25 protein-coding genes are annotated in these 25,202 nt (G+C 59.5%); 9 read left to right on the top strand and 16 right to left on the bottom strand.

Annotated features, from left to right (window positions below):
- Nucleotides 1-44 precede the first annotated feature (44 nt).
- The 4 genes from hflD to ABH912_RS09945 all read right to left on the bottom strand — a co-directional run bounded on the left by hflD (nucleotide 45) and on the right by ABH912_RS09945 (nucleotide 4,739).
- A complete protein-coding gene (gene hflD / locus ABH912_RS09960; protein ID WP_033057057.1) occupies nucleotides 45-668 on the bottom strand; it encodes a high frequency lysogenization protein HflD in 624 nt (207 codons plus the stop codon).
- Nucleotides 665-1,810, bottom strand: a complete 1,146-nt coding sequence (gene mnmA, locus ABH912_RS09955) for a tRNA 2-thiouridine(34) synthase MnmA (protein WP_008146022.1) — start codon at nucleotides 1,808-1,810, stop codon at nucleotides 665-667. The genes hflD and mnmA overlap by 4 nt, the downstream gene beginning before the upstream one ends.
- Nucleotides 1,811-1,869: 59 nt before the next feature.
- Nucleotides 1,870-2,316, bottom strand: coding sequence for an NUDIX hydrolase (locus ABH912_RS09950; RefSeq protein ID WP_033057055.1), 447 nt, complete (start codon nucleotides 2,314-2,316; stop codon nucleotides 1,870-1,872).
- A 197-nt stretch (nucleotides 2,317-2,513) separates the two neighbouring features.
- On the bottom strand, nucleotides 2,514-4,739 hold the full coding sequence (locus tag ABH912_RS09945; protein ID WP_429510554.1) for an NADP-dependent isocitrate dehydrogenase: 2,226 nt from the start codon (nucleotides 4,737-4,739) through the stop codon (nucleotides 2,514-2,516).
- A 496-nt stretch (nucleotides 4,740-5,235) separates the two neighbouring features.
- On the opposite strand from ABH912_RS09945, the gene icd reads away from it, so the two are divergent.
- Nucleotides 5,236-6,492: an NADP-dependent isocitrate dehydrogenase gene (gene icd, locus ABH912_RS09940; RefSeq protein WP_010458895.1), complete on the top strand. Its 1,257-nt coding sequence runs from the start codon at nucleotides 5,236-5,238 to the stop codon at nucleotides 6,490-6,492.
- Between the two features lie 75 nt (nucleotides 6,493-6,567).
- On the opposite strand, the gene ABH912_RS09935 is transcribed toward icd, so the two are convergent.
- Complete coding sequence (locus ABH912_RS09935; RefSeq protein ID WP_429510553.1) at nucleotides 6,568-6,846, bottom strand: cold shock domain-containing protein; 279 nt, start codon at nucleotides 6,844-6,846, stop codon at nucleotides 6,568-6,570.
- Nucleotides 6,847-7,071: 225 nt separating this feature from the next.
- Here ABH912_RS09935 and clpS point away from each other — a divergent pair, with 225 nt between their 5' ends.
- Complete coding sequence (gene clpS, locus ABH912_RS09930; RefSeq protein ID WP_027925124.1) at nucleotides 7,072-7,434, top strand: ATP-dependent Clp protease adapter ClpS; 363 nt, start codon at nucleotides 7,072-7,074, stop codon at nucleotides 7,432-7,434.
- Between the two features lie 30 nt (nucleotides 7,435-7,464).
- Nucleotides 7,465-9,735, top strand: coding sequence for an ATP-dependent Clp protease ATP-binding subunit ClpA (gene clpA, locus ABH912_RS09925; protein WP_033057050.1), 2,271 nt, complete (start codon nucleotides 7,465-7,467; stop codon nucleotides 9,733-9,735).
- 249 nt (nucleotides 9,736-9,984) lie between these two features.
- On the opposite strand, the gene infA is transcribed toward clpA, so the two are convergent.
- From infA to trxB, 4 genes are all read right to left on the bottom strand, one after another.
- On the bottom strand, nucleotides 9,985-10,203 hold the full coding sequence (gene infA, locus ABH912_RS09920) for a translation initiation factor IF-1 (protein WP_002553999.1): 219 nt from the start codon (nucleotides 10,201-10,203) through the stop codon (nucleotides 9,985-9,987).
- A gap of 111 nt (nucleotides 10,204-10,314) precedes the next feature.
- The gene (locus ABH912_RS09915; RefSeq protein WP_033057048.1) at nucleotides 10,315-11,022 is read right to left on the bottom strand and encodes an arginyltransferase; all 708 of its coding nucleotides are present in this window, start codon (nucleotides 11,020-11,022) and stop codon (nucleotides 10,315-10,317) included.
- 57 nt (nucleotides 11,023-11,079) lie between these two features.
- Nucleotides 11,080-11,760 carry a leucyl/phenylalanyl-tRNA--protein transferase gene (gene aat, locus ABH912_RS09910; RefSeq protein ID WP_134099126.1) on the bottom strand — a complete coding sequence of 227 codons (681 nt, stop codon included), beginning with the start codon at nucleotides 11,758-11,760 and terminating at the stop codon, nucleotides 11,080-11,082.
- 64 nt (nucleotides 11,761-11,824) lie between these two features.
- Complete coding sequence (trxB, locus tag ABH912_RS09905; protein ID WP_429510552.1) at nucleotides 11,825-12,784, bottom strand: thioredoxin-disulfide reductase; 960 nt, start codon at nucleotides 12,782-12,784, stop codon at nucleotides 11,825-11,827.
- Nucleotides 12,785-13,079: 295 nt separating this feature from the next.
- Between trxB and ABH912_RS09900 the strand changes: the two genes are divergently transcribed.
- From ABH912_RS09900 to cysG, 6 genes are all read left to right on the top strand, one after another.
- Nucleotides 13,080-15,482 carry a DNA translocase FtsK gene (locus tag ABH912_RS09900; protein ID WP_429510551.1) on the top strand — a complete coding sequence of 801 codons (2,403 nt, stop codon included), beginning with the start codon at nucleotides 13,080-13,082 and terminating at the stop codon, nucleotides 15,480-15,482.
- A 65-nt stretch (nucleotides 15,483-15,547) separates the two neighbouring features.
- Nucleotides 15,548-16,171, top strand: coding sequence for an outer membrane lipoprotein chaperone LolA (lolA, locus tag ABH912_RS09895; protein ID WP_008154853.1), 624 nt, complete (start codon nucleotides 15,548-15,550; stop codon nucleotides 16,169-16,171).
- A gap of 174 nt (nucleotides 16,172-16,345) precedes the next feature.
- Nucleotides 16,346-17,668 carry a replication-associated recombination protein A gene (locus ABH912_RS09890; RefSeq protein ID WP_429513089.1) on the top strand — a complete coding sequence of 441 codons (1,323 nt, stop codon included), beginning with the start codon at nucleotides 16,346-16,348 and terminating at the stop codon, nucleotides 17,666-17,668.
- The gene (gene crcB, locus ABH912_RS09885; RefSeq protein WP_008154847.1) at nucleotides 17,668-18,042 is read left to right on the top strand and encodes a fluoride efflux transporter CrcB; all 375 of its coding nucleotides are present in this window, start codon (nucleotides 17,668-17,670) and stop codon (nucleotides 18,040-18,042) included. Before ABH912_RS09890 ends, crcB begins: the two co-directional genes overlap by 1 nt.
- A gap of 15 nt (nucleotides 18,043-18,057) precedes the next feature.
- Nucleotides 18,058-19,338 (top strand): serine--tRNA ligase, encoded by a 1,281-nt coding sequence (gene serS, locus ABH912_RS09880; RefSeq protein ID WP_033057038.1) that lies wholly within the window; start codon nucleotides 18,058-18,060, stop codon nucleotides 19,336-19,338.
- Complete coding sequence (gene cysG, locus ABH912_RS09875) at nucleotides 19,339-20,733, top strand: siroheme synthase CysG (protein ID WP_033057037.1); 1,395 nt, start codon at nucleotides 19,339-19,341, stop codon at nucleotides 20,731-20,733.
- Between the two features lie 169 nt (nucleotides 20,734-20,902).
- Here the strand turns inward: cysG and ABH912_RS09870 are convergent, their stop codons facing one another.
- The 7 genes from ABH912_RS09870 to ABH912_RS09840 all read right to left on the bottom strand — a co-directional run bounded on the left by ABH912_RS09870 (nucleotide 20,903) and on the right by ABH912_RS09840 (nucleotide 25,168).
- Nucleotides 20,903-21,904 carry a glutathione S-transferase family protein gene (locus ABH912_RS09870; RefSeq protein ID WP_429510550.1) on the bottom strand — a complete coding sequence of 334 codons (1,002 nt, stop codon included), beginning with the start codon at nucleotides 21,902-21,904 and terminating at the stop codon, nucleotides 20,903-20,905.
- Nucleotides 21,905-21,994: 90 nt separating this feature from the next.
- The gene (locus tag ABH912_RS09865; RefSeq protein WP_429510549.1) at nucleotides 21,995-22,996 is read right to left on the bottom strand and encodes a glycosyl transferase family protein; all 1,002 of its coding nucleotides are present in this window, start codon (nucleotides 22,994-22,996) and stop codon (nucleotides 21,995-21,997) included.
- Entirely contained in the window at nucleotides 22,993-23,328 is a 336-nt protein-coding gene (locus tag ABH912_RS09860; RefSeq protein WP_033057029.1) for a TusE/DsrC/DsvC family sulfur relay protein, read from the bottom strand. The genes ABH912_RS09865 and ABH912_RS09860 overlap by 4 nt, the downstream gene beginning before the upstream one ends.
- Nucleotides 23,325-23,618, bottom strand: a complete 294-nt coding sequence (tusB, locus tag ABH912_RS09855) for a sulfurtransferase complex subunit TusB (protein WP_429510548.1) — start codon at nucleotides 23,616-23,618, stop codon at nucleotides 23,325-23,327. Before tusB ends, ABH912_RS09860 begins: the two co-directional genes overlap by 4 nt.
- The gene (tusC, locus tag ABH912_RS09850) at nucleotides 23,618-23,980 is read right to left on the bottom strand and encodes a sulfurtransferase complex subunit TusC (protein ID WP_429510547.1); all 363 of its coding nucleotides are present in this window, start codon (nucleotides 23,978-23,980) and stop codon (nucleotides 23,618-23,620) included. The genes tusB and tusC overlap by 1 nt, the downstream gene beginning before the upstream one ends.
- Before the next feature lies 1 nt (nucleotide 23,981).
- Nucleotides 23,982-24,374 (bottom strand): sulfurtransferase complex subunit TusD, encoded by a 393-nt coding sequence (gene tusD / locus ABH912_RS09845; protein WP_429510546.1) that lies wholly within the window; start codon nucleotides 24,372-24,374, stop codon nucleotides 23,982-23,984.
- An 89-nt stretch (nucleotides 24,375-24,463) separates the two neighbouring features.
- The gene (locus ABH912_RS09840) at nucleotides 24,464-25,168 is read right to left on the bottom strand and encodes a YoaK family protein (protein ID WP_033057024.1); all 705 of its coding nucleotides are present in this window, start codon (nucleotides 25,166-25,168) and stop codon (nucleotides 24,464-24,466) included.
- Nucleotides 25,169-25,202 lie beyond the last annotated feature (34 nt).

Raw genomic sequence — 25,202 nt, 5'->3', positions numbered from 1 at the left:
GCGTCTTACGCGTTACAAAATACAAAGGGTCTTGCGGGCGCGGTTCAGCTGCTGCGCATCAGCGGGTAAAGCTCTTTCAGCAACTTGCGACGGCTGATCACCAGTTGCCAGCGATGACCGCCCAACTGCCGCCACAGGCGCGCCGAACGAATTCCGGCCAGCAACAGGGCGCGGATTTTCGAAGCGTTGCTCGGTTGCTGCAGGTTGCGCATGTCGCCATGGACCTGAATTCGCTGGCGCAGGGTGCTCAGGGTGTCCTGATACAGGGCGCCGCACGCTGCAATGACGTTTTCGTGCGCCGGGCCGAAGTGCTCGACCTGGGACTGAATCTGCGGCAGACGCTTGCCGATCACATCGAGCATGTCGTTGCGCTTGGCCAGTTGACGCTCCAGCCCGAGCATCGCCAGCGCATAGCGCAGCGGTTCGCGCTGAAGGGTGCTCGGGTCGCGTTCCAGGGCGCCGATCAATGCGCGGTAACCTTCACGCAGATTGATGTCGTCGCCGCCGTAGACTTCCAGAGTGTCCTTGGGGTCGCGAATCAGCAGGCTGCCGAGCATGCAGGTCAGGCCGGCTTCGGCGGTCTGGCCGGTCTTGGCGATCTTGTCGACCAGCACGGCGGCGAGGAACACGCCGCCCAGTGCCGTCAGTTGCTCCTGAGTCGGGCTCATTGCTGCTCGCCTTGAGGAGTGCCTTTGCTGGTCCACGGCTCCGCGACTTCGATCACGCCGCCGCCGAGGCAGATTTCACCGTCGTAGAACACCACGGACTGGCCTGGGGTGACCGCGCGTTGCGGGTCATCGAAGGTGGCGCGGTAGCCGGTGGCGGTTTTTTCCAGCGTGCACGGCTGGTCGCTTTGGCGATAGCGGACTTTGGCGGTCAGCCGGCGCGGTTCGCTCAGGTCGATCGGGTTGACCCAATAGATGTCTGAAGCGAGCAGGGCGCGGGAGAACAGGTACGGATGGTCATTGCCCTGGCCAACGATCAGCTCGTTGTGCTCCAGGTCTTTGATCAGCACGTACCACGGCTCGTCACTGGCGTCTTTCAAGCCGCCGATGCCCAGGCCCTGGCGTTGACCGATGGTGTGATACATCAAGCCATGGTGGCGGCCGATGACTTCACCTTCGGTGGTCTTGATCTCGCCCGGTTGGGCTGGCAGGTACTGCTTGAGGAAGTCGCTGAAGCGGCGTTCGCCGATAAAGCAGATTCCGGTGGAATCCTTTTTCTTCGCGGTGGCGAGTTCGTGTTTCTCGGCAATCGCGCGGACTTCGGGTTTTTCCAGTTCGCCGACCGGGAACAGGGTCTTGGCGATCTGTTCGCCGCCGACGGCGTGCAGGAAGTAGCTCTGGTCCTTGTTCGGGTCCAGGCCCTTGAGCAGCTCGGTGCGACCATCGATGTCGCGGCGACGCACGTAGTGACCGGTGGCGATCAGGTCGGCGCCGAGCATCATGGCGTAGTCGAGGAACGCCTTGAACTTGATCTCGCGGTTACACAGGATGTCCGGGTTCGGCGTGCGACCGGCCTTGTATTCGGCCAGGAAGTGCTCGAACACGTTGTCCCAGTACTCGGCGGCGAAGTTGGCGGTGTGCAGCTTGATGCCAATCTTGTCGCACACGGCCTGAGCGTCCGCCAGGTCATCCATGGCGGTGCAGTATTCCGTTCCATCGTCTTCTTCCCAGTTCTTCATGAACAGGCCTTCCACCTCATAACCCTGCTCAATCAGCAGGAGAGCGGAAACGGAAGAGTCCACGCCGCCGGACATGCCGACAATGACGCGCTTCTTTTGTGTGTCAGAAGGGGCTGGATCACGCATAGGGATTCAATGAGTGTCTTGAAAAAGGACGCGATTCTAACAGGCCGAAGCCCGCAAGGCTAAAGAGAAGGGCGGATCAGTTCGAGACCGAAGTGTTGGCCGTCCAGATAATCATCGATACAGCGGATGATCAGCTCACTGCGCCAGTTTGCGCGCTGTGCCAGCAGTTCGTCACGCGTCAGCCATTTTGCGCCGACGATGCCGTCGTCCAGCTGGTAGTCGGGGTGATGCTTCAGTGGTTTTGCGGTGAAGCAGACCCGCTGATAAGTCACGCCGTTACTCGGGGCGGTGTAGAGGTAAATGCCCACCACGCCAGTCGGCTCGACGTCCCAGCCGGTTTCTTCGAGGGTTTCGCGTACGGCGGCTTCGATCAGGGTTTCGTCCGGGTCGAGGTGGCCGGCGGGCTGGTTGAGCACCGTTCGTCCACCCTTGGATTCTTCGACCATCAGGAAGCGGCCGTTGTCTTCGACGATGGTGGCGACGGTGATGTGGGGTTTCCAGTCCATAAAGCTTCCTCGATATCCAATGTTGAAACACGGTCCAATGTAGGAGTGAGCCTGCTCGCGATAGCGCAATGTCAGTCACCACAGATGTTGAATGGTATACCGCAATCGCGAGCAGGCTCACTCCTACAGGGAATTGTGTGAAGCCCGAAAACAGAAACCCCGGCGCAGGGCCGGGGCTTCTTTGCATCCTTACAACCTTAAACCAGCGCAGCGATCGCGGCGTTGAAAGTGTTGCTTGGGCGCATGGCCTTGCTGATCAGCTCGGCATTGGCGTGGTAGTAACCGCCGATGTCCACTGGCTTGCCCTGAACGGCGTTGAGCTCGGCAACGATGGTTGCTTCGTTCTCGGTCAGGGTCTTGGCCAGTTCGCCGAACTGCGCTTGCAGTGCAGTGTCTTCGGTCTGGGCAGCCAGGGCTTGAGCCCAGTACAGCGCCAGGTAGAAGTGGCTGCCGCGGTTGTCGATGTTGCCGACTTTACGCGACGGCGACTTGTTGTTGTCCAGGAACTGGCCGGTGGCCTGATCCAGGGTCTTGGCCAGAACCAGCGCCTTAGGGTTGTTGTAGGTCACACCCAGGTGCTCAAGGGAAGCGGCCAGGGCCAGGAACTCGCCCAGGGAATCCCAGCGCAGGAAGTTTTCTTCCAGCAGTTGCTGAACGTGCTTCGGTGCCGAACCGCCGGCGCCGGTTTCGAACAGGCCACCGCCGTTCATCAGCGGAACGATCGACAGCATCTTGGCGCTGGTGCCCAGTTCCATGATCGGGAACAGGTCAGTCAGGTAGTCGCGCAGTACGTTGCCGGTCACCGAGATGGTGTCCTTGCCTTCGCGAGTGCGGCCCAGGGTGAAGGCCATCGCGTCGACTGGCGACATGATGCGGATGTCCAGGCCGGAGGTGTCGTGATCCTTCAGGTAGGCCTGAACTTTCTCGATCACTACACCGTCGTGGGCGCGCATTGGGTCCAGCCAGAAAATGGCTGGAGTGGCGCTTGCGCGAGCACGGTTGACGGCCAGTTTGACCCAGTCCTGGATCGGCGCGTCTTTGGTCTGGCACATGCGGAAGATGTCGCCGGCTTCAACCGATTGCTCCAGCAGCAGGCCGCCTTTACCGTCGGTAACGCGGACAACGCCGTTCGCCTTGATCTGGAACGTCTTGTCGTGCGAGCCGTATTCTTCGGCTTTTTTCGCCATCAGGCCAACGTTTGGCACGCTGCCCATGGTGGTTGGATCGAAAGCGCCGTGCAGCTTGCAGTCTTCGATCACCGCCTGGTAGATGGTGGCGTAGCAGCGATCCGGGATCACAGCCTTGGTGTCGTGCAGCTGACCGTCAGTGCCCCACATTTTGCCGGAGTCACGGATCATCGCTGGCATCGAGGCGTCGACGATAACGTCGCTCGGCACGTGCAGGTTGGTGATGCCTTTGTCGGAGTTGACCATGGCCAACGACGGACGAACGGCGTAGACCGCCTGGATGTCCGCTTCGATCTGCGCTTGCTGCTCAGCCGGCAGGGCTTTGATGCGAGCGTACAGGTCGCCGATGCCGTTGTTCAGGTTGAAGCCGATCTGCGCCAGCACGTCAGCGTGCTTGGCCAGTGCGTCTTTATAGAACTCGGCAACGATCTGGCCGAACATGATCGGGTCGGAGACCTTCATCATGGTGGCTTTCAAGTGAACCGACAGCAGCACGCCTTTTTGCTTGGCGTCTTCGATCTCGGCAGCGATGAAGCTGCGCAGAGCGTTTTTGCTCATGACCGCGCAATCGAGGATCTCACCGGCTTGCACGGTGGTTTTTTCTTTCAGGACGGTGGTGGTGCCGTCTTGAGCGATCAGTTCGATTTTGACGGCGTCAGCGGCGTCGATCAGGGCAGCTTTTTCGCTGCCATAGAAATCGCCGGTGCTCATGTGCGTGACGTGGGACTTGGAGTCCGCAGCCCAGGCGCCCATTTTGTGTGGGTGCTTGCGTGCATAGTTCTTGACCGACAGCGGGGCACGACGATCGGAGTTGCCTTCGCGCAGAACCGGGTTCACGGCGCTGCCCTTGATCTTGTCGTAACGCGACTTGGCGAGCTTGTCGGCGTCGCTGGTCACGGTTTCCGGGTAGTCAGGCAGTGCGAAGCCCTGGGCTTGCAGTTCCTTGATCGCGGCTTGCAGTTGCGGAACCGAGGCGCTGATGTTCGGCAACTTGATGATGTTGGCTTCAGGCGTAACGGCCAGGTCGCCCAGTTCGGCGAGGTGGTCGGCTACGGCTTTGTCACCCAGTTGCTCGGGGAAGCTGGCCAGGATGCGCCCTGCAAGAGAGATATCGCGGGTTTCCACGGCGATATCAGCGGAGGCGGTGAAGGCCTCTACGATAGGCAACAGTGAATAGGTGGCGAGGGCGGGAGCTTCGTCGGTGAAGGTATAGATGATCTTCGAGCGGGTGGGCATATTCGGATTAACTCTCTCTTCTTTGCTAAAGCGTGCGCAGAAAAACTCGAGGGGCGCCGGGTAAGCGCGTTCGTTCAAAGTCATCCATGAGCCGAATGTCGAGATTTCTTCGCGGTGATGTTGGGTGCATCAGTCGAGCGTCAAGCGGGTGGGTTGCGGTAACAACCCTGCTTTTTCAGGCCCAAAGCCTCGTAATAGAAAGGTCGGCCGTCGTGACTCTGTGGTCAGCGGGCGGCATTATACATAGGTAGCTGGCAATCTGCCGATGGTTCATACGTAACGATTGTCGTCCATTGGTCTAAAGGTCGCAGGGGCGAGTGGGGCGTAGAGTCTTGCACCGTGCTTGAGTTTGGCGCTTTTCCCTTTGCTTTCAGGCTTGTACGTCGCGAACTGTGCAGCTTTGCGGCAGATGGTTGGAACAGAGGGTTTGCGTGCCGATTTAACTGGGGTACGCTCGAACGAAGCCAGATGTTCAATCCAAACAATGGAGTTCAGCATGGGATACAAGAAGATTCAGGTTCCAGCAGTCGGCGACAAAATCACCGTCAACGCGGACCATTCTCTCAATGTTCCTAACAACCCGATCATCCCCTTCATCGAAGGTGATGGTATTGGCGTTGATATCAGCCCGGTCATGATCAAGGTTGTCGATGCTGCTGTTAAGAAGGCTTACGGCGGCGAGCGCAAAATTTCCTGGATGGAAGTCTACGCCGGGGAGAAAGCGACTCAGGTTTACGATCAGGACACCTGGCTACCCCAGGAAACCCTGGACGCAGTTAAAGATTACGTGGTTTCCATCAAGGGCCCTCTGACTACCCCGGTCGGTGGCGGCATCCGTTCCCTGAACGTGGCCCTGCGGCAGCAACTCGACCTTTATGTCTGCCTGCGCCCAGTGCGTTGGTTCGAAGGCGTGCCTAGCCCGGTCAAGAAGCCAGGCGACGTCGACATGACGATCTTCCGTGAGAATTCGGAAGACATCTACGCCGGTATCGAATGGAAAGCCGGTTCGCCAGAAGCGACCAAAGTCATCAAGTTCCTTAAAGATGAAATGGGCGTCACCAAGATCCGTTTCGACGAAAACTGCGGTATCGGCATCAAGCCGGTTTCGCTGCAAGGCACCAAGCGTCTGGCGCGAAAAGCGCTGCAGTATGTGGTCGACAACGACCGCGACTCGCTGACTATCGTGCACAAAGGCAACATCATGAAGTTCACCGAAGGTGCCTTCAAGGAATGGGCCTACGAAGTGGCGGCTGAAGAGTTCGGCGCGACCCTGCTCGATGGCGGTCCGTGGATGCAGTTCAAAAACCCGAAAACCGGCAAGAACGTTATCGTCAAAGATGCCATCGCCGACGCCATGCTCCAGCAGATCCTGCTGCGCCCGGCCGAATACGATGTGATCGCGACCCTGAACCTGAACGGCGACTACCTCTCCGACGCCCTGGCGGCGGAAGTGGGTGGTATCGGTATCGCACCGGGTGCCAACCTGTCTGACACCATTGCGATGTTCGAAGCGACCCACGGCACTGCGCCGAAGTACGCTGGCAAGGACCAGGTCAACCCGGGTTCCCTGATCCTGTCCGCAGAGATGATGCTGCGTCACATGGGCTGGACTGAAGCGGCTGATCTGATCATCAAGGGTACCAACGGCGCGATTTCGGCCAAGACTGTGACCTATGACTTCCACCGTTTGATGGAAGGCGCGAAGCTGCTGTCTTCGTCTGCGTTTGGTGATGCGCTCATCTCGCATATGTAAGCCGCATATGTAAGCGAATCAGCATTAAAAAAACCGCCTTCGGGCGGTTTTTTTATGACTGGATGACGGGTTGCGTCAGCTTGACACCGTTTCTTGCTGGGGGACAGCGGCCTGTTCGTTCTCGGTCGTGACAGCCCCGATCTTGACCGCGTGCAGCCCTTTGGGGCCCTGGACGATCTCGAAGCTTACGAGTTGCCCGGCCTTGAGAGTCTTGTATCCGTTCATTTCAATGGCCGAATAGTGGGCAAAGAAATCAATAAGATGACCGTCTTCGTCACGGCCTTCTCTGGCGTCGGTGTTAATGAAACCGAACCCCTTGGCATTGTTGAACCATTTCACCTTACCGACTGACATACCCATATCCCTCTGCAACAGACTCCATCACTGGAGTATCATCCAGTTCATCCGCAGTCATTTCCTGGAAATAAGATTGACTCCGCGGACCTTTTTTACCCACTGTGGGCTCTATTGGTTGTAACACCGTTTTCCCGATAGTCAAGGTGACCGGGCAGTCGGAGTTGAAATCGTCCATAGCCGCCCCCACCACTGTATTTGCACAACTGACGAACCTTTCTTTCCATGCATGCAATCAGCCAGATTCGACTAACATTCAATCAGGATCACCCTGATTCACACGACGACGATTCCGCAGGCATTGCTGTTCAGGAGGCAAAGCCTGCTTTACAGGCGCCGCCGATGTACAAGGTGGTTTTGTTCAATGATGACTACACACCGATGGATTTCGTCGTCGAAGTGCTCGAGGTGTTTTTTAACCTGAATCGCGAGCTGGCGACCAAGGTCATGCTGGCCGTCCACACAGAAGGACGGGCAGTATGTGGAGTGTTTACCCGCGACATCGCCGAGACTAAGGCCATGCAGGTCAACCAGTACGCCAGGGAAAGCCAGCATCCGCTACTCTGTGAAATCGAGAAGGACGGTTAATCGCCGACCACTTGGGTATGAGGTGAAGCTATGTTAAACCGCGAGCTCGAAGTCACCCTCAATCTTGCCTTCAAGGAGGCCCGATCGAAGCGTCATGAATTCATGACCGTCGAACACCTCCTGCTGGCCCTATTGGACAATGAGGCTGCCGCCACCGTTTTGCGTGCCTGCGGCGCAAACCTCGACAAACTCAAGCACGATCTGCAGGAGTTCATCGACTCCACCACGCCATTGATCCCCGTTCATGACGAGGATCGTGAGACCCAGCCAACCCTGGGCTTCCAGCGTGTTCTGCAACGTGCTGTCTTTCACGTACAGAGCTCGGGCAAACGCGAAGTGACTGGCGCCAACGTGCTGGTCGCGATCTTCAGTGAGCAAGAGAGTCAGGCAGTGTTCCTGCTGAAACAGCAGAGCGTTGCGCGCATCGATGTCGTCAACTACATCGCACACGGCATTTCCAAAGTGCCGGGGCATGGCGATCACTCTGAAGGTGAACAAGATATGCAGGACGACGAGGGCGGTGAGTCTTCTTCTTCAGGCAATCCTCTGGATGCTTATGCCAGCAACCTCAACGAACTCGCGCGCCAGGGTCGAATCGATCCATTGGTAGGCCGTGAGCTGGAGGTCGAGCGCGTTGCGCAGATCCTGGCGCGTCGTCGCAAAAACAATCCGCTGTTGGTGGGCGAGGCGGGCGTGGGTAAAACCGCGATTGCCGAAGGCCTGGCCAAACGCATTGTCGACAACCAGGTGCCGGACTTGCTGGCCAACAGCGTGGTGTATTCCCTCGATCTGGGGGCCTTGCTGGCCGGGACCAAATACCGCGGCGATTTCGAGAAGCGCTTCAAGGCGTTGCTCAATGAGCTGAAAAAACGTCCGCAGGCGATCTTGTTCATCGACGAAATCCACACCATTATTGGTGCGGGTGCCGCGTCCGGTGGGGTCATGGATGCCTCGAACCTGCTCAAGCCGCTGCTGTCATCGGGTGATATCCGTTGCATCGGTTCGACCACGTTCCAGGAATTCCGCGGGATCTTCGAGAAGGACCGTGCTTTGGCCCGGCGCTTCCAGAAGGTCGACGTGTCGGAGCCTTCGGTGGAAGACACCATTGGCATCCTGCGCGGCCTGAAAGGTCGTTTCGAAGCGCACCACAACATCGAATACAGCGATGAAGCGTTGCGTGCGGCGGCTGAACTGGCCTCGCGCTACATCAATGACCGGCACATGCCGGACAAAGCCATCGACGTCATCGACGAGGCGGGCGCCTACCAGCGTCTGCAGCCAATCGAGAAGCGCGTGAAACGCATCGAAGTGCCTCAGGTCGAGGACATCGTCGCGAAAATCGCGCGGATTCCGCCTAAGCACGTCACCAGCTCCGACAAAGAGCTGCTGCGTAACCTTGAGCGTGACCTGAAGCTGACAGTATTTGGCCAGGATGCCGCAATCGACTCGCTGTCGACCGCGATCAAACTGTCCCGTGCCGGCCTCAAGTCGCCTGACAAGCCAGTCGGTTCGTTCCTGTTCGCAGGGCCTACCGGTGTCGGTAAAACCGAAGCGGCGCGTCAGCTGGCCAAGGCGTTGGGCATCGAACTGGTTCGTTTCGACATGTCCGAGTACATGGAGCGCCATACCGTATCGCGTCTGATCGGTGCGCCTCCAGGCTATGTCGGGTTCGACCAGGGCGGTCTGCTGACCGAAGCCATCACCAAGCAGCCTCACTGCGTGCTGTTGCTCGATGAGATCGAGAAGGCGCATCCGGAAGTCTTCAACCTGCTGCTGCAGGTGATGGACCACGGTACGCTGACCGATAACAACGGGCGCAAGGCGGACTTCCGTAACGTGATCGTCATCATGACGACCAACGCCGGTGCCGAAACGGCCGCTCGTGCTTCGATCGGTTTCACCCATCAGGACCACTCGTCCGATGCGATGGAAGTGATCAAGAAGAGCTTCACGCCAGAGTTCCGCAACCGTCTGGACACCATTATCCAGTTTGGTCGCCTCAGCCATGAGGTCATCAAAAGCGTGGTGGACAAGTTCCTTACCGAGCTTCAGGCGCAGCTGGAAGACAAGCGCGTGCAGCTGGAAGTGACGGACGCGGCGCGCGGCTGGCTGGCAGTGGGAGGCTACGACACGGCAATGGGCGCTCGTCCAATGGCGCGTTTGATCCAGGACAAGATCAAGCGTCCGCTGGCGGAAGAGATTCTCTTTGGCGAACTGGCCGACCATGGTGGCGTGGTTCACATCGATCTCAAGGACGGCGAGCTGACCTTCGACTTCGAGACCACGGCTGAAATGGCCTGACGTTAACCGCGACAAAGCAAAAGGCGCCGAAAGGCGCCTTTTTGCTGTCTGTCAGATCTACATTGATCCCCTGTGGGAGCGAGCTTGCTCCGGGCGGCGTTCCGACGATGGCGGCGGTTCAGTCGAAATCAATGTTGAATGACAAACCGCTATCGCGAGCAAGCTCGCTCCCACATTGTCCGTGTGCGGCATAAAATCACGCGCACACAAAAACGCCCGGCATAAACCGGGCGTTTTGTATTGACTTGATTAGCGAGCGCGGTAAGTGATGCGCCCTTTGCTCAAGTCATAGGGCGTCAGCTCGACGCGCACTTTGTCGCCGGTAAGAATACGAATGTAGTTCTTGCGCATCTTGCCGGAGATATGCGCGGTTACGACGTGCCCATTTTCCAACTCCACACGAAACATGGTGTTGGGCAGGGTGTCGACGACAGTGCCTTCCATTTCGAAGCTGTCTTCTTTCGACATGCAGTAAAGCCCTCGGTGTCCAATGAATGGCCCGGTGCAACTGCGCCAGGCAAAAGCGGCGTGCATTGTGCCCGAAAAATGGGGTTTAAGCCAAGGGGTTTACGGCTTGCTCTAGTTCAGGATGACCCAGCGCTGATTAATCAGCAGTTCGATAGGGCGATATTGAGTCTTGTAGCTCATCTTTTTGCAGTTTTTGATCCAGTAGCCCAGATAGACGGCGTCCAGTCCCAGGCGCTCAGCCTCGGCGATTTGCCAGAGAATTGCATACCGCCCCAGGCTGCGGCGTTCTTCGGTGGGCTCGTAGAAGGTGTAGACCGCCGACAGACCGTTCGGCAGCAAGTCGGTGACGGCCACCGCCACCAGTCGTCCTTCGAGGCGGAATTCGTAGAATCGGGAAAACGGCAGGTCACGTACCAGGAATGTCGCAAACTGATCGCGACTCGGCGGGTACATATCGCCATCGGCGTGACGCTGTTCGATATAGCGCTGATAAAGGTCGAAATACTCTTCGCTGAATTGCGGCCTGGCAGGGCGCACCTGCAGGTCGACGTTGCGTTTGAAGATGCGTTTCTGCTGGCGGTTGGGTGAAAACTGCGCCACAGGGATGCGCGCCGGTACGCACGCATTGCAATTCTGGCAATGAGGCCGGTAAAGATGATCGCCGCTACGACGGAAACCCATTTCAGACAGGTCTGCATAGACATGCACATCCATGGGCTGACTAGGGTCGAGGAACAAGGTCGTGGCCTGCTCCTCGGGCAGATAACTGCAAGAGTGGGGCTGAGTGGCATAGAACTTCAAACGCGCCAACTCGGTCATGATCAACCCTCGGAATAAGGTTTTGAATTAAGTGTAAGCCACACGCGCCAAAGTCGCTCAGCAAACCCAGGTTGCGCGGCTGGGTTGGTCCAGATGCCGCGCCAGGTAGTCGGCAAACTCGCGGCGGGGAATCGCCCGGGCGCCGAGGCTGTGCAGATGGTCGGTCGGCATCTGGCAGTCGATCAGCACAAAGCCTGAGTCTTTCAGATGTCGAACCAGTGTGGCAAAGCCATATTTAGAGGCGTTGTCGGCGCGGCTGAACATGGATTCGCCGAAAAACAGCTGACCCATCGCCAGGCCATAGAGCCCGCCGACCAGTTCGCCCTGGTCCCAGACCTCCACCGAATGGGCGTAGCCACGCCTGTGCAGCTCGAGGTAGGCGTTCTGCATGGCTTCCGTGATCCAGGTGCCGTCTGCGTAGTCCCGTGGCGCGGCGCAGGCGCGGATGACCGCGGCAAAATCTTGATCAAAGGTCACTTGATAGCGTTGCTGACGCAACAGCTTGTTCAGGCTGCGCGAGACATGCAGTTCGTCGGGAAACAGTACGGTGCGTGGATCCGGCGACCACCAGAGAATCGGCTGGCCTTCCGAGAACCACGGAAAACAGCCGTGGCGATAGGCCTGAATCAGACGATCGGCGGACAGATCTCCGCCCGCGGCCAACAACCCGTTGGGATCGCGCATGGCTTTTTCCAGGGGCGGGAAGGTCAGGGTATTGCGTTGTAACCAAGTCAGCATGGCATCCGGGCTTGCAGAAGGGGAGGGCAGTGGTGGGCGGGTGGGCCCACCGTGAAGTGTGCCGTCAAACGACTGGAATGTCGTCGAGATACTTCTCGGCGTCCAGCGCGGCCATGCAGCCGGCCCCGGCAGAGGTGACGGCCTGGCGGTAAACGTGATCGGCCACGTCGCCGGCGGCAAACACGCCCGGGATTTCGGTGCTGGTAGCGTCGCCTTCGCTGCCGCCCTTGACCAGCAGATAGCCGTTACGCATTGGCAGCTGACCTTCGAACAGGTCGGTGTTGGGTTTGTGGCCAATAGCGATGAACACGCCGGTCAGCAGCAATTCACGGGTCTCGCCAGTGTGGCTGTCCCGCAGACGGGCGCCGGTCACACCGCCGGCATCGCCCAGTACCTCATCCAGATTCTGGTTCCAGTGCAGGCGGATATTGCCTTTGGCGGCTTTTTCGAAGAGCTTGTCTTGAAGAATCTTCTCCGAGCGCAACTTGTCGCGCCGGTGAATCAGGTGAACTTCCTTGGCGATGTTCGACAGGTACAGCGCTTCTTCAACCGCCGTATTGCCGCCGCCCACGACAGCGACCACCTGATTGCGGTAGAAGAAACCGTCGCACGTCGCGCAAGCCGATACCCCTTTGCCGGCAAATGTCTCTTCCGATGGCAGCCCCAGGTATTGCGCCGAGGCGCCGGTGGCGATAATCAGCGCGTCACAGGTGTAAGTGCCGCCGTCGCCGATAAGTTCGAATGGGCGCTGTTGCAACTTGGCAGTGTGGATGTGGTCGTAAACGATCTCTGTATGAAAGCGCTCAGCGTGTTTTTGCATGCGCTCCATCAGCACCGGTCCGGTGAGGCCTTCGACATCACCGGGCCAATTGTCGACTTCGACGGTGGTGGTGAGCTGGCCACCTGCCTGTATTCCGGTAATGACAACGGGTTTGAGGTTGGCGCGGGCAGCATAAACGGCCGCGCTGTAACCGGCGGGGCCGGAACCCAGAATGATCAGGCGGGAATGCTTCGCTTCGCTCATAAAAACACCTCATAAGCCTTTGTCACAAAAGAGAATGCATGCTCAAATTGAACCGTGCGTAATGTGCTGTTGGCTATGCTACACCTTGGGTTTCAAGCATGGCATCGGACGAACAAACCCGTACAATGCGTACTTGTTACAGAATATTCGCGGCGCGCCGTGTTTATAAAAACTGGAGCGTAGTGTTAAAAGTAGTCCCAGTTACGCCTGTTAACTTTTTTACCTGCCTGGATTGGGCAGTTTTTTATAGTCATTCAACAGATGGACGCGCCATGGGCGCAGGAAAAGAAGCGTTTTGAAGAAATCCACCGCAGCACCAAAAACAGTCGTTCCGCTCTGGCGCCAGCAATTGCACTACCGGCTCAAGGAAGGTGCATTGATCGCCATCGGCGGCTTGTGCCTGTTCCTGATGATGGCCTTGTTGACCTACGGCAAGGACGATCCGGGCTGGAGCCATAACAGCAAGATCGACGATGTGCAGAACTTCGGCGGACCGGTCGGCTCCTACAGCGCCGACATCCTGTTCATGGTGTTGGGTTACTTCGCCTACATCTTCCCGCTGTTGCTGGCGATCAAGGCTTATCAAATCTTTCGCCAACGCCACGAGCAGTGGGAGTGGAGCGGCTGGCTGTTCTCCTGGCGCCTGATCGGCCTGGTGTTCCTGGTGCTTTCGGGCGCGGCCCTGGCCCATATCCATTTCCACGCCGCGACCGGTCTGCCGGCCGGCGCTGGCGGCGCTTTGGGCGAAAGCCTTGGCGATCTGGCCAGGAACGCCCTGAATATCCAGGGCAGCACGCTGTTGTTCATCGCGTTGTTCCTGTTTGGCCTGACGGTGTTCACCGACCTGTCGTGGTTCAAAGTGATGGACCTCACCGGCAAGATCACCCTCGACCTGTTCGAATTGTTCCAGGGCGCGGCCAATCGCTGGTGGGCGGCCCGTGTCGAGCGCAAACAATTGGTTGCTCAATTACGTGAAGTCGACGACCGCATGCATGACGTGGTGGCGCCGACCGTCACCGACAAACGCGAGCAGGCCAAGGTCAAGGAGCGCCTGATCGAGCGCGAGCAAGCCCTGAGCAAACACATGTCTGACCGCGAGAAGCAGGTGCCGCCGGTGATTGCCCCTGCGCCACCCAAGCCAGCGGCACCCAGCAAGCGCGTGGAGAAAGAGAAACAGGCGCCGTTGTTCGTCGACAGCGCCGTCGAAGGCACCTTGCCGCCGATCTCGATTCTCGACCCGGCAGAAAAGAAACAACTCAATTATTCGCCTGAATCCCTGGCTGCGGTCGGCCATTTGCTGGAAATCAAGCTCAAGGAATTCGGCGTCGAAGTCTCGGTGGATTCGATTCACCCGGGCCCGGTGATTACCCGTTACGAAATCCAGCCAGCGGCGGGCGTCAAGGTCAGCCGCATCTCCAACCTGGCGAAAGACCTTGCACGTTCCCTGGCCGTGACCAGCGTGCGGGTGGTGGAAGTGATTCCGGGCAAGACCACCGTCGGTATCGAGATTCCTAACGAAGACCGCCAGATCGTGCGTTTCTCCGAAGTGCTGTCGACCCCCGAGTACGACAACTTCAAGTCGCCGGTTACTTTGGCCCTGGGTCACGACATTGGTGGCAAGCCGGTCATCACCGACCTGGCGAAGATGCCTCACTTGCTGGTAGCCGGTACGACCGGTTCCGGTAAATCGGTGGGCGTGAACGCGATGATCCTGTCGATCCTGTTCAAGTCCGGCCCGGAAGACGCCAAGCTGATCATGATCGACCCGAAAATGCTTGAGCTGTCGATCTACGAAGGCATTCCGCACCTGTTGTGCCCGGTCGTGACCGACATGAAGGACGCCGCCAACGCCCTGCGCTGGAGCGTGGCGGAGATGGAGCGTCGCTACAAACTGATGGCGAAAATGGGCGTGCGTAACCTGTCGGGCTTCAATGCCAAGGTCAAGGAAGCCCAGGACGCCGGTACGCCGTTGACCGATCCGTTGTACAAGCGCGAAAGCATTCACGACGAAGCGCCGCTGCTGACCAAGCTGCCGACGATTGTCGTGGTGGTGGACGAATTCGCCGACATGATGATGATCGTCGGCAAGAAGGTTGAAGAACTGATCGCCCGTATCGCCCAGAAGGCCCGTGCTGCCGGTATCCACTTGATCCTCGCGACCCAGCGTCCGTCGGTTGACGTGATCACCGGTCTGATCAAGGCCAACATTCCGACGCGTATGGCGTTCCAGGTGTCGAGCAAGATCGACTCCCGGACCATCATCGACCAGGGTGGCGCCGAACAACTGTTGGGCCACGGTGACATGCTCTACATGCCGCCGGGCACCAGTCTGCCGATTCGTGTCCACGGCGCCTTCGTGTCCGATGACGAGGTTCACCGGGTGGTCGAAGCCTGGAAACTGCGCGGCGCGCCGGAGTACAACGACGAGATTCTCGCCGGTGTCGAAGAGCCGGGTAGCGGCTTTGAAGGCGGCAGCGGTGGCGACGAAGACAGTGAGTCCGATGCGCTCTACGACGAAGCGGTGCAGTTCGTACTGGAAAGCCGTCGTGCGTCCATCTCAGCGGTTCAGCGCAAGCTGAAAATCGGCTACAACCGCGCCGCGCGCATGATCGAAGCCATGGAAATGGCCGGGGTCGTGACGTCCATGAACACCAACGGTTCGCGTGAAGTCCTGGCTCCGGGCCCGGTACGCGACTGAATTGATTGAAACGCGGTGGCGTAATGACGCGCCATCGCACCCCCACGAATGTTATGAGGACTCCCATGCGTCTTATCCGCATGCTGTTGCTGCCGGTTTTGGCTTTGACCACGCTCTCGGCCCACGCCGATGACAAGGACGTGGCACGTCTGACCCAACTGCTGGAAAAATCCCAGACACTGACCGCGCGTTTCTCCCAGCTGACCCTCGACGGCAGCGGCACCCAGTTGCAGGAAACCGCGGGTGAAATGTCCTTGCAGCGTCCTGGCCTGTTTTACTGGCACACCAATGCGCCGGCCGAACAAACCATGGTCTCCGACGGCAAGAAGGTGACGTTGTGGGATCCGGACCTGGAGCAGGCCACCATCAAGAACCTCGATCAGCGCCTGACCCAGACCCCGGCGTTGCTGCTGTCCGGTGACGTGTCCAAGATCAGCCAGAGCTTCGACATCAGCGCCAAGGAAGCCGGTGGCGTGATCGACTTCACCTTGAAGCCGAAAACCAAGGACACCCTGTTCGACAGCCTGCGCCTGTCGTTCCGCAACGGTCTGGTCAATGACATGCAGATGATCGACAGCGTCGGTCAGCGCACCAACATCCTGTTCACCGGCGTGAAAGCCAACGAGCCGATCCCGGCGTCCAAGTTCAAGTTCGACATCCCCAAGGGTGCCGATGTGATTCAAGAGTAAAACGCAAACCTGTGAGAGCGGGCTTGTGTGGCGAGGGAGCTTGCTCCCGCTGGGGCGCGAAGCGCCCCCAAAAAATGGAACTGCTGCGCAGTCCAGCGGGAGCAAGCTCCCTCGCCACAGGATTTTCGCCAGACTTGAGAACTGCGTAATAAAGCGAGGTTTTAACCGCACGTGATGGACCTGTTTCGCAGCGCCCCGATTGCTCAACCTTTGGCAGCACGCCTGCGTGCCGCCAATCTGGACGAGTACGTCGGTCAGGAACACGTGCTCGCTCGCGGCAAGCCTTTGCGCGAAGCCCTGGAGCAGGGTGCCCTGCATTCGATGATTTTCTGGGGCCCGCCGGGTGTGGGGAAAACCACACTGGCGCGGCTGCTGGCGGAAGTCTCGGATGCGCACTTCGAAACGGTTTCGGCGGTACTGGCCGGCGTGAAGGAAATCCGTCAGGCGGTGGAAATCGCCAAGCAGCAAGCCGGACAGTACGGCAAGCGGACCATCCTGTTCGTCGATGAAGTGCATCGCTTCAACAAGTCCCAGCAGGATGCGTTCCTGCCATACGTCGAAGACGGTACGCTGATTTTCATCGGTGCAACCACTGAAAACCCTTCGTTCGAACTCAATAACGCGTTGCTCTCCCGGGCGCGCGTCTACGTGCTCAAAAGCCTCGACGAAGCGGCCCTGCGCAAACTGGTGCATCGCGCACTGACCGAAGAGCGTGGCCTGGGCAAGCGGCAACTGACCCTCAGCGATGAAGGCTTCCAGATGTTGCTGTCGGCCGCCGATGGTGATGGCCGGCGTCTGCTCAACCTGCTGGAAAACGCCTCGGACCTGGCTGACGACAACAGCGAGATCGGCGTCGATCTGCTGCAAAGCCTGCTCGGTGATACCCGTCGACGTTTCGACAAGGGCGGCGAAGCGTTTTACGACCAGATTTCCGCGCTGCATAAATCTGTGCGCGGCTCCAACCCGGACGGCGCGCTGTATTGGTTTGCCCGAATGATCGACGGCGGTTGCGATCCGCTGTACCTGGCCCGGCGCGTGGTGCGCATGGCCAGCGAAGACATCGGCAACGCCGACCCCCGCGCCTTGAGCCTGTGCCTGGCTGCGTGGGAAGTGCAAGAGCGCCTCGGCAGCCCGGAAGGCGAATTGGCGGTGGCTCAGGCCATCACCTATCTGGCCTGCGCGCCGAAAAGCAACGCGGTGTACATGGGTTTCAAAGCCGCCATGCGCAGCGCCACCGAACACGGTTCGCTGGAAGTGCCGCTGCACCTGCGCAACGCGCCGACCAAGCTGATGAAGCAACTGGGTTATGGCGACGAATACCGTTACGCCCACGATGAGCCGGACGCTTACGCCGCTGGCGAAGACTATTTCCCGGAAGAACTCGAGCCGCAACCGTTCTATCAGCCGGTGCCGCGTGGCCTGGAGTTGAAGATCGGCGAGAAGCTCAATCACCTCGCGCAACTTGACCGTCTCAGCCCCCGGCAGCGGAGAAAATAGTGATCCCTTTGATCGTTGCCGTTTCTGTGGGCGGTATCGCCGGAACGCTTTTACGCTTTGCCACGGGGAACTGGATCAACGCTAATTGGCCGCGGCACTTCTATACCGCGACGCTGGCCGTTAATATCGTCGGCTGTTTGCTGATCGGCGTTCTATACGGTCTGTTTTTAGTACGCCCGGAGGTGCCGATTGAGGTGCGCGCCGGGTTGATGGTCGGCTTCCTCGGGGGGCTGACGACTTTTTCATCTTTTTCACTGGATACGGTGCGTCTGCTGGAAACCGGGCAAATACCGCTGGCTTTTGTCTATGCTGCCATCAGCGTATTCGGTGGGCTGCTCGCTACCTGGGCTGGCCTGTCCTTGACCAAACTTTGATAACGAGAGACCGACATGCTCGATTCCAAACTGTTACGTAGCAACCTTCAGGACGTAGCGGACCGCCTGGCATCCCGTGGCTACACGCTGGATGTTGCGCGCATCGAAGCGCTGGAAGAACAGCGCAAGACCGTCCAGACCCGCACCGAAGCACTGCAGGCTGACCGTAACGCGCGCTCCAAATCCATCGGCCAGGCCAAGCAGCGCGGCGAAGACATCGCACCGCTGATGGCCGACGTCGAGCGCATGGCGAACGAATTGAGCGCCGGTAAAGTCGAGCTGGACGCGATCCAGACCGATCTGGATTCGATTCTGCTCGGCATCCCGAACCTGCCGCACGAATCCGTGCCGATCGGTGATGACGAAGACGGCAACGTCGAAGTGCGCCGCTGGGGCACCCCGACCGCGTTCGACTTCCCGGTTCTGGACCACGTCGCCCTGGGCGAGAAATTCGGCTGGCTGGACTTCGAAACCGCCGCCAAGCTGTCCGGCGCCCGTTTCGCCCTGTTGCGTGGTCCGATTGCTCGTATGCACCGCGCCCTGGCGCAGTTCATGATCAACCTGCACACCAGCGAACACGGTTACGAAGAGGCGTACACGCCTTATCTGGTTCAAGCGCCGGCGCTGCAAGGCACCGGTCAGTTGCCGAAATTCGAAGAAGACCTGTTCAAGATCGCTCGCGAAGGCGAAGCCGATCTGTACCTGATCCCGACCGCCGAAGTGTCGCTGACCAACATTGTCGCTGGCGAAATCGTCGATTCGAAACTGCTGCCGATCAAGTTCGTCGCCCACACCCCATGCTTCCGCAGTGAAGCCGGTGCTTCGGGTCGCGATACGCGCGGCATGATCCGTCAGCACCAGTTCGACAAGGTTGAAATGGTCCAGATCGTTGAGCCGTCGACCTCGATGGAAGCGCTGGAAGGTCTGACGGCCAACGCTGAAAAAGTCCTGCAATTGCTCGAGCTGCCTTATCGCACCATTGCACTGTGCACTGGCGATATGGGCTTCAGCGCGGTCAAGACCTACGACCTGGAAGTGTGGATCCCTAGCCAGGACAAATACCGCGAGATTTCGTCGTGCTCCAACTGCGGCGACTTCCAGGCCCGTCGCATGCAAGCGCGTTTCCGTAACCCGGAAACCGGTAAGCCTGAACTGGTTCACACCCTGAACGGTTCCGGCCTGGCGGTCGGTCGTACCTTGGTGGCGGTGCTGGAAAACTACCAACAAGCCGACGGTTCGATCCGTGTGCCGGACGTGCTGAAACCGTACATGGGTGGCCTTGAGGTCATCGGCTAAATGGACTATCTGCCGCTGTTCCATAACCTTCGCGGCAGTCGTGTCTTGGTCGTCGGCGGGGGGGAGATTGCCTTGCGCAAATCCCGCCTGCTGGCCGAAGCCGGTGCGCTGCTGCGGGTGGTCGCACCTGAAATCGAACCGCAACTGCGCGAACTGGTTGCCGGCAGTGGTGGTGAGTGTCTGGTGCGCGGCTACGTTGAGTCGGACCTGGACGGTTGCGGGCTGATCATCGCCGCCACCGACGACGAACCGCTGAACGCGCAAGTCTCCGCCGATGCCCATCGGCGTTGTGTACCGGTCAATGTGGTGGACGCGCCAGCCTTGTGCAGCGTGATCTTCCCGGCGATCGTCGACCGTTCTCCTTTGATCGTAGCGGTCTCCAGCGGCGGCGACGCACCAGTGCTGGCGCGGTTGATCCGCGCCAAACTGGAAACCTGGATTCCTTCCACTTACGGTCAACTGGCCGGCCTGGCCGCGCGTTTTCGCAGCCAGGTCAAACACCTGTTCCCGGATGTGCAGCAGCGTCGGGCGTTCTGGGAAGACGTGTTCCAGGGCCCGATTGCCGACCGGCAACTGGCCGGGCAGGGCGCCGAAGCCGAGCGCTTGATGCTGGCGAAAATTGCCGGTGAAGCGCCGAATGCAACGGGCGAAGTCTACTTGGTGGGCGCCGGCCCTGGTGATCCCGACTTGCTGACGTTCCGTGCGTTGCGGCTGATGCAGCAAGCCGATGTGGTGCTGTATGACCGCTTGGTGGCGCCAGCGATTCTGGATTTGTGCCGTCGCGATGCCGAGCGTATTTACGTCGGCAAGCGTCGCGCCGAACACGCCGTGCCTCAGGATCAGATCAACCAGCAATTGGTGGATTTGGCCAAGCAAGGCAAGCGGGTCGTGCGGTTGAAGGGCGGTGATCCGTTCATCTTCGGTCGCGGCGGTGAAGAGATCGAAGAGCTGGCGGCCCATGGCATCCCGTTCCAGGTGGTGCCGGGTATCACGGCCGCCAGCGGTTGCGCGGCGTATGCCGGGATTCCGCTGACTCACCGTGATTACGCGCAGTCTGTGCGTTTTGTCACCGGGCACCTGAAGGACGGTTCCACCGATTTGCCGTGGGCCGACCTGGTCGCGCCGGCGCAAACCCTGGTGTTTTACATGGGGTTGGTGGGTTTGCCGATCATCTGCGAGCAGTTGATCAAGCATGGTCGCGCTGCGGATACACCAGCGGCGTTGATCCAGCAGGGCACCACCGTTAATCAGCGGGTGTTTACCGGTACGTTGGCTGATTTGCCAAGCCTGGTGGCGGAGCATGAAGTGCATGCGCCGACGCTGGTGATCGTTGGGGAAGTGGTGCAATTGCGCGAGAAACTGGCGTGGTTCGAGGGCGCTCAGGCACAAGTCTGAGCTGTGGCGAGGGAGCTTGCTCCCGCTGGGTCGCGAAGCGACCCCCAATTCCGGTTTTGCGGTCTATCAGAAAGAGCCTGGTGGGGATTTTAGGGCTGCTGCGCAGCCCAGCGGGAGCAAGCTCCCTCGCCACAATGGATCGCGAGCACTCTCAGGTCAGAGTGTGTTCTCAGGCCCTGCGCCAAACCCCTTTCCCGCTCAACCGCTCGCGATCATGCGGTGCTGTGAATTCCTGCGTCGGCCCTTTCGGCACGATCCCGGTCGGATTGATGGTCTTGTGGCTGCCGTAGTAGTGATTCTTGATGTGGGTAAAGTCCACCGTCTCGGCAATTCCCGGCCACTGATAAATCTCCCGCAACCAGTTCGACAGGTTCGGATAATCGGCGATCCGCCGCAGGTTGCACTTGAAGTGCCCGTAATACACCGCATCAAAGCGAATCAACGTAGTGAACAGCCGAATATCAGCTTCGGTCAGGTATTCACCCGTCAGGTAACGATTGGCGCCCAATAGCTGTTCCAGTCGATCAAGCTCCTCGAACAACCTGTCGAACGCCTCTTCATACGCCTGCTGCGACGTGGCAAACCCGGCGCGATACACGCCATTGTTCACCGCCGGATAAATCCGTTCGTTCAGCGCGTCGATCTCGCCTCGTAGCGGTGCCGGGTAGAAATCCAGGTCATTACCCGTCAAGTCATCGAAGGCACCATTGAACATGCGGATGATCTCCGCCGATTCATTGTTGACGATGCGATTCTGCTGTTTGTCCCAGAGCACCGGCACGGTGACGCGGCCGGTGTAGTCGGCGGTATCGGCGGTGTAGCGCTGGTGCATGAAATTGAAGTGATCGAGCTTGTCCCCGGTCGATCCGAGGTTCTGGTCGAAGGTCCAGCCGTTTTCCAGCATCAGCCAACTGACCACTGACACATCGATCAGGCTTTCGAGACCTTTGAGTTTGTGCAGGATCAGCGTGCGGTGAGCCCACGGGCAGGCGAGGGACACATAGAGATGATAGCGACCGGCCTCGGCCGCAAAGCCACCGACACCGGTCGGGCCAGGCTTGCCGTCGACGGTCAGCCAGTTACGACGCTGCGCTTGTTCACGCTGGAACGTACCGTCCTTGCCGCTTTCGTACCACTGGTCATGCCAGCGACCTTCAACTAACAAACCCATGTTCAAGACTCCTCAGCCAATAAGCGTTGGAGAGGAGTCTATTCGCATAGGTTCGATAAAAAAGCGCAAAGGTTGGGCGCTTATGATCGGTTAAATCGATTTGTCCCGAGCGTCCCAATACTGCTGGGCGGTTTCGAAGGCGTGTTCGCGGGTTTGGCCGAGGCCGCGCAAGGCCAGGGCCATGGTCGAGATCAAGGCCATTTGCGGGTAGCTGTCGACCACGTCACCACGCCACACCGCTTTCAGATGTTCGGGATCGAGGGTGGCCGGTTTGACGTGACGCTGGCTCGACAGCTGCGGCCATTCCTCGTCCCAGCTTTCGCCGCCCGTGGTGCCGTACAAGTGGCTGTCGGCGTCCGGGTTGATCTCGATTTCGCCGCCGTCGCCTTTCACCACGATTGCGGTGTCCCCGAGCAAGCCGCTCGCATCGCGATGCACCGCTTGGTAGCCGGGGTGGAAAATGCTTTGCAGGCCGCAGCGAGCGCCCAGCGGATTGAGAATCCGCGTCAGGGAATGGATTGGCGAGCGCAGGCCCAAGGTGTTGCGCAGGTCGATCATGCGCTGAAGTTGGGGCGCCCAATCCACAAGCGGCATGAAGGCCAGACCGCCGTTATCGAGCGCTGCACCCACTTGCTGCCAGTCGCGACACAACGGAATCTTCAACTCGTCCAGCAATTGCTCGCTGTACAGTCGACCGGCCGTATGTGCACCACCGCCGTGCATGAAAATCCGTACGCCGTTCTGCGCCAGGCACTTGGCCGCCAGCAGATACCACGGCAGATGACGTTTCTTGCCGGCATACGTCGGCCAGTCCAGGTCGACAGCCAATGCTGGCGGACTCAGACGTTCGCGCAACGCTTCGGTGAACCCCGCCATCTCCTCGGCGCTTTCTTCCTTGTGCCGCAACAGCATCAGAAATGCACCGAGCTGGGTGTCTTCGACCTTGTGGTCGAGCACCATGCCCATGGCTTCGCGGGCTTCCTCGCGGGTCAAGTCGCGGGCGCCGCGTTTGCCTTTGCCGAGGATGCGCACGAACTGGGCGAACGGGTGTTCGGCGGGTGTTTCGAGGGTCAGCGCTGGATAGTCGGTCATAAGCAATTCGTCGGTTTGGGCAGGCCCGCCAGTTTCGCGGCGAGTTTGGCAGGGGTGCCTTTGAACAATCGGTTCAGGTGCAGGCTGTTGCCTTTGTCCGGGCCCAGCTTCAGCGCGGTGTACTTGATCAGCGGACGAGTGGCCGGCGACAACTGGAATTCGGCATAGAAACTACGCAGCAGTTCGAGGATTTCCCAGTGTTCGGGGCTCAACTCGATGTCTTCGGCGGCGGCCAGGGCGCTGGCCACCTCAAAGGACCAATCGCTCAGTTCCACCAGGAAACCGTCCTTGTCCAACTCGATGGCGCGGGCGCCGACCGTCAGGGAGTTCATAGCCAACTGTTGACCTTGTCGTAGTGAATCGACAGCTCGACGAAGGCCGGGTAATCGATGGCCGTGACCGTGTCAGGAATCTCCAGCGCGCGAGCCTGGGCGTCTTCGGCCAGTACGAACAGTTTCAGATTCCGGGCGTTCAGCGCATTGAACGGCGCGGTGCCCGGTTGCAACGCATAGGCAGCGTCGCCAGTCAGCAGCAGCGCATCGCCAGCGCCCAACAAGCGCAGGCAACTGGTCAGGCGATCGTCGCCGAACGGGGAATGAGACAACACATGCAAAGTCGACATCAGAGGGTGATCACCTGGTCGTAACGGTCAATAAGTGCGGTGATTTCGTGGGCGGCCAGCACCTGGGCTTCTTCAAGCGATAAACCGACCGGGTCCAGGCCGCGTTCAGCGGCACTGTCGCCACAGACAAACAGCTCGTCGACGCCGAACATCGGCAAGGCTTGCAGGTTGGCGCTCAGGTCTTTCTGCTGGAGGGCCTTGGCATCCTGTTTCGCGGCGAGCTGGAACACCCCGTCATCGAGAAACAGCAAGCCGATCGGCAGATCAAAGGCACCGCCGGCCAGCACGATGTCCAGCGCTTCCCGCGCACTCGGCCCGGACCAGGGCGCCTGACGGCTGATAATCAGCAAGGATTTAGGCATCTCATGCGCCTCCGAAACAGATCAGGCGGTCAGCGTCCTGCACCGCGTCATGCAACTGGCCCAGACCAGACAATTCCCACGGCGCGCCCACCGCCACGGCTTCACGCTGATAACGCCGGGCTTCTTCTTCGTTCAACACGCCACGACGCAGGGCGGCCGCGATACACACGACGCCGTCCAGTTGATGCTCGGTGACGAAGTTGCGCCATTGCTTGGGCAAGTCCTGCTCATCCTGCGGCGTGACCACACTGCCAGAGGCGTTGTAGACGCCGTCCTGATAGAAAAACAGCCGGACAATCTCATGCCCACCGGCCAGCGCAGCCTGTGCGAACAGCAGGGCGCGGCGCGAGGAGGGCGCATGGGCGGCGGAAAACAGCGCGATGGCGAACTTCATGACGGACTCGATCAGTAAAACTGCGGCCATGATAAAGCTTTATCGCCGGGGCGGCTAAATCGATGTTGTCTGTGCGGGCCACACAAGATTCAGCGTGGCATGTAACCCAGCTGCCAGCGCCGCGGGATTTTCAGCGACAGCAGCCCGACCGCGCCGGCCAGCAGACCGCTGACAAACAACGCCTTGAGCCCCAGGTGATGTTCCAGCACGGCACCGAGTACCGCGCCGGCAAACATTCCGGTCCAGGGGATCAGTTGCACGCGCCAACCGTTGCGCCGTTCGCCGAGCATCCAGCGTCCCAGCCCACGACCGAAGCGCGACAGGGCTCCGGTGACGTAGGTCAGGCCGACTGGCAGGCCGTTCACTTCTTCCACGGCGGCATTGAGCATGCCCATGGCGATGATTGCCGCCAACAGCGCTGGCAATTGTTCGTCGTAGGGCCAGGCGGCGGCACCGCAGAGCAGCGTGGCGATGCACAGCAGCAAGGGCAGCGCGCGGCGACCGCCGAGGCGGCTGACGACAATTCCCAAGGCGTTGCCGACGATGAAGGTGCCGACGAGGATCACCAGGCGCAAGGTCAGGCCCAGGTCGCCGTCGCTGATGGCGACGGCGAGGCGGGTGGTGTTGCCGCTCATGAACGAGACAAAATCGCCGCTGGCCATGAAGCCGATGGCGTCGGTCATGCCCGCGAGCACCGAAAGGCTGGCCACCAGCGACATGCCAATGCGTCCGCGCCATTTGCGGGTATGCAGATGGCCAGGACTGGCGCGTTCAGTTGAGAGGGATGGCAACATCAGCGAAGGTCGTCCTCAGGCAGCGACCGAAATG

The organism is Pseudomonas sp. BT76 TE3572 (assembly GCF_050435365.1).
Lineage (GTDB): Bacteria > Pseudomonadota > Gammaproteobacteria > Pseudomonadales > Pseudomonadaceae > Aquipseudomonas > Aquipseudomonas fluorescens_W.
Note: the sequence above shows the minus strand (reverse complement) of the source record. Positions and strands in the feature narration are given on the sequence as shown.

Bases quoted from the DNA above. Each gene is read 5' to 3' on its own strand.
- clpS (WP_027925124.1), top strand. From the start codon at position 7,072: ATGCATGCAATCAGCCAGATTCGACTAACATTCAATCAGGATCACCCT.
- ABH912_RS09890 (WP_429513089.1), top strand. From the start codon at position 16,346: ATGGACCTGTTTCGCAGCGCCCCGATTGCTCAACCTTTGGCAGCACGC.
- cysG (WP_033057037.1), top strand. From the start codon at position 19,339: ATGGACTATCTGCCGCTGTTCCATAACCTTCGCGGCAGTCGTGTCTTG.
- ABH912_RS09840 (WP_033057024.1), bottom strand. From the start codon at position 25,168: ATGTTGCCATCCCTCTCAACTGAACGCGCCAGTCCTGGCCATCTGCAT.
- clpA (WP_033057050.1), top strand. From the start codon at position 7,465: ATGTTAAACCGCGAGCTCGAAGTCACCCTCAATCTTGCCTTCAAGGAG.
- trxB (WP_429510552.1), bottom strand. From the start codon at position 12,784: ATGAGCGAAGCGAAGCATTCCCGCCTGATCATTCTGGGTTCCGGCCCC.
- infA (WP_002553999.1), bottom strand. From the start codon at position 10,203: ATGTCGAAAGAAGACAGCTTCGAAATGGAAGGCACTGTCGTCGACACC.
- ABH912_RS09935 (WP_429510553.1), bottom strand. From the start codon at position 6,846: ATGTCAGTCGGTAAGGTGAAATGGTTCAACAATGCCAAGGGGTTCGGT.
- icd (WP_010458895.1), top strand. From the start codon at position 5,236: ATGGGATACAAGAAGATTCAGGTTCCAGCAGTCGGCGACAAAATCACC.
- tusD (WP_429510546.1), bottom strand. From the start codon at position 24,374: ATGAAGTTCGCCATCGCGCTGTTTTCCGCCGCCCATGCGCCCTCCTCG.
- ABH912_RS09950 (WP_033057055.1), bottom strand. From the start codon at position 2,316: ATGGACTGGAAACCCCACATCACCGTCGCCACCATCGTCGAAGACAAC.
- serS (WP_033057038.1), top strand. From the start codon at position 18,058: ATGCTCGATTCCAAACTGTTACGTAGCAACCTTCAGGACGTAGCGGAC.
- ABH912_RS09915 (WP_033057048.1), bottom strand. From the start codon at position 11,022: ATGACCGAGTTGGCGCGTTTGAAGTTCTATGCCACTCAGCCCCACTCT.
- tusB (WP_429510548.1), bottom strand. From the start codon at position 23,618: ATGTCGACTTTGCATGTGTTGTCTCATTCCCCGTTCGGCGACGATCGC.
- hflD (WP_033057057.1), bottom strand. From the start codon at position 668: ATGAGCCCGACTCAGGAGCAACTGACGGCACTGGGCGGCGTGTTCCTC.
- lolA (WP_008154853.1), top strand. From the start codon at position 15,548: ATGCGTCTTATCCGCATGCTGTTGCTGCCGGTTTTGGCTTTGACCACG.
- ABH912_RS09870 (WP_429510550.1), bottom strand. From the start codon at position 21,904: ATGGGTTTGTTAGTTGAAGGTCGCTGGCATGACCAGTGGTACGAAAGC.
- aat (WP_134099126.1), bottom strand. From the start codon at position 11,760: ATGCTGACTTGGTTACAACGCAATACCCTGACCTTCCCGCCCCTGGAA.
- ABH912_RS09865 (WP_429510549.1), bottom strand. From the start codon at position 22,996: ATGACCGACTATCCAGCGCTGACCCTCGAAACACCCGCCGAACACCCG.
- ABH912_RS09860 (WP_033057029.1), bottom strand. From the start codon at position 23,328: ATGAACTCCCTGACGGTCGGCGCCCGCGCCATCGAGTTGGACAAGGAC.
- ABH912_RS09945 (WP_429510554.1), bottom strand. From the start codon at position 4,739: ATGCCCACCCGCTCGAAGATCATCTATACCTTCACCGACGAAGCTCCC.
- mnmA (WP_008146022.1), bottom strand. From the start codon at position 1,810: ATGCGTGATCCAGCCCCTTCTGACACACAAAAGAAGCGCGTCATTGTC.
- tusC (WP_429510547.1), bottom strand. From the start codon at position 23,980: ATGCCTAAATCCTTGCTGATTATCAGCCGTCAGGCGCCCTGGTCCGGG.